Below are 3,177 nucleotides of genomic sequence, written 5' to 3' on the forward strand. Positions count from 1 at the left end.
AAAGTAGCACGTTCTCAATGTCCATTGTAACCCTACTATGATTCTTTTTATAATGCAGTGCGTTGTTTAAGAAATCTAAATTATTACAATGAAAAAAAGACTCTTTCAGTTTTTATTAGGGGGTATAACTATTTTTATATCACCTTTCGCTTTCTCACAGCAGACACCTTCAGTAATCCCACCATCTCCACAATCACGTTTATTTGAACGTTATGACGATGTAACAGTCGAGATGAACAAGGGATTGCCAGACATCAGTATTCCACTGTATGAGATCTCTATCAAAGGAATGAAAATTCCTATTACACTTCGCTACCAGGCCGGTGGGATCAAATACAAACAATTCGAAGGAGATATTGCCGCTGGCTGGATTTTAGATCCGGGTTATCGGGTAAACAGATCTGTTTACGGTAAAGAAGACGAAAAATATCAGATGGCGACAGGGAATCCAGCAGACCAGATGATGTTAAGAGATGGAGGTTACCCACGGGATAGATACTTATCCTCCTTGACCTTCGATTATTCCCCACCAAATGCTCCAGACCCAGAGGGATATGCATACTATGATGGGCAGTATGATCAGTTTTCCTATTCCCTGCCAAATGCAAACGGCCACTTTATCATCAAAAACAGAACAAGTGCCGCAACCGAAATGTTGGAAAAAAACAATCTGAAAGCGATATTTCCAAATTGGATAAGCCCAGGAACAAACAATGCCATCGGTGAGGTGAAAATGCTTGACCCAAGCGGCTTTGTATACAACTTTGGGAAATCATCCTCTAACGTACGTATAGCAGAACAAAGTGGATCTACTAACACGAGCTGGCCATTGATGGAAATTATTTCTCCCTATAATGAACAGATCAATTTTAGTTACACGACTACAAACGAGTACTACCGTAATAATCTGCACCAAAAGAAATACATGGTCAACGATGCACTGTTCTTTTCGGGGGGTAACCTATTTGCTCCGTCATCTACCTCAACAAATCAAATGGGAGAGGGATATAAAAACACATTTTTTGTCCAGGAAATTACAACAACAACAGAAGTGATCCGTTTTACCCGGAATACCAATAATTCTACCATTAACAATTTTCAACTCAGTAAGATAGAGGTATTAAAACGTGGTAGCCTGGAGCTGATCAGAACAATAGAGTTTGGATACACATTCAGTAATCCGCATAATTTGCTCAGTACAGTGACCATAAAAGATGCAGGAAATGCCGTTCAGCAGGTATACCGCTTCGACTATTATGATGGAGTAGACCCTGAATATTATTATGCGGACCAATGGGGGTATTACCATTCCGGAGGAAGCGGATATGGTGGTGGCGGAACCTATTTCCATAAAGAATATGAAAGTAGTCCATTTCAGTCGGAATCATACATTTATGGTTTAAGCCCCATTCAGACTTTTAATCAAAGTTACCTCAGGGAGCGCAATAAAAATGAAGGGAATTTTAGCTGTTATTCTCTAAAAAAGATCACTTTGCCAACTGGTGGGTGGCAGCAGTTTGAGTATGAGTCCAATCAATATCAGGATTATTCAGGTACTGTCACCGGTGGTGGGCTGAGGATAAAAAAAATATCCAGTTATGCCGGTACAGGAGCAACAAAGATTAAATTGTATAAATATGGTGTTGGTGAGAACGGATTGGGTATAGCAAGTTTTGCTCCAAATGCGAATCAATTTAGGAGCGAAACTGCTTCTATAACCTATGCCAGGTATGTAGATTTTGCCTATTATTTAATCGGTGGTCTTAACCGCGGGTTTTCTACTGAGCTTTCCGGAGATGTCTCTATCGGATCGGACTTTTTTGTTTCCTATCCTGAGATTGCCGTCTATGACTATGATGAGGCTGCCAATAAGTATAATGGTAAAATAGTTTATAACTATCAGACCAATTTTCCTGCTTATTATTCCGAAATGCACATGCCAAATTTCAATCACTACAATAGTAGTTTTTCGGGAAATGCAGGGATTTATGCCAATTCCTATAATTACTGGAATAAACCTTTGATGACTTCTTGCCGGACTTATACCTCATTGGTTAATGGTTTTAGCCTGGTCAAAGCTGAAGAGTTTAAATATGATGCCGGCCCAGTAGATGTATTTAATGGGCTCAAGACTGAACAGGTTGTGTTTGCGGATGGCAATTATGCAAATGGGAACACCAGTGCAAGTCCATACTGGCCTTATAATCTGACCAGTTCATTTTTTTCCTATCTGCCTTATGATATCAGTACCGGCATCGCCCTTTTAACAAAAAAAACAGAGAAAATGTATTATCCAACAGACTCTGTGGTAAATGTAATAACCTATAATTATAATACCGTCAATCAGTTGTCGAAAGAAACCAGGACTTCCAGTAAGGGAAGCCCTATAGAAACTACTTATAAACGACCTACAGATAAGGTCAGTCTGAGTGAGGATCCAACGGGCATTTACCAGAATATGGTGACATCAAATGTGGTTGAACCGGTTGTCGATGAACGTCAGGCCCAGAATGGCATTCAATCGAGCCTGGTTACCAACAGTTATTATAGTCCTTTCTCAAATCTGTATGTTCCTCAATACATGTCTATACAAAAGACTCAGGGTGCAGTTCCTCAAAAAATCATCTATTATCAGTACGATAATAAAGGTAATCCACTTTCTCTCTCTCAGGAAAATGGCGTAAAAATCAGTTATGTCTGGAGCTATAATTCTAAATATCCTATTGCTGAAATTAAGAATGCAGACTATGCGACCATAGAAACTTTATTGGGAGGAAGTGCAGCTGTAGCCGCTTTTAGTAGTCTGGCAAATCCAGACAAAACCGCAGTCGATAACTTTCTATTACCTCTAAGAAACAATCTTCCGCAAGCATTTATTTCCAGCTATGTATATCAGCCGTTAATCGGAATGACCAGCCAAACAGATGCTAAGGGCCAGACAACCTATTATGAATATGATTCATTTCAACGTTTAAAGACCATCAAGGACCAAAACGGAAATATCATTAAGAACACAATCTATCATTATAAACCATAAGCGCTCCAAAATGAAAAAGTACTTATTATATTTTATAATATTTGCTGTTTTATATCTAAGTGAAACAGAATTGCAGGCGCAAAGCCTATCCATCAGTTATCCATCACCCCAAAGCCCGCCCCTGTGGGATAGCTTTGGGG

General features: G+C 39.4%; 1 protein-coding gene. It reads left to right on the forward strand.

Going from position 1 to position 3,177, the window contains the following annotated elements; translation table 11 throughout:
- Positions 1 to 88: 88 nt before the first annotated feature.
- A complete protein-coding gene (locus DBR11_RS09605) occupies positions 89 to 3,037 on the forward strand; it encodes an RHS repeat protein (protein ID WP_146186501.1) in 2,949 nt (982 codons plus the stop codon).
- Positions 3,038 to 3,177: the final 140 nt, after the last annotated feature.

It is taken from the genome of Pedobacter sp. HMWF019 (genome assembly GCF_003061025.1).
In the GTDB taxonomy this organism is placed as follows: domain Bacteria; phylum Bacteroidota; class Bacteroidia; order Sphingobacteriales; family Sphingobacteriaceae; genus Pedobacter.

Excerpts from the sequence above, each read along its gene's own strand:
- DBR11_RS09605 (WP_146186501.1), top strand. The coding sequence starts at position 89 with ATGAAAAAAAGACTCTTTCAGTTTTTATTAGGGGGTATAACTATTTTT.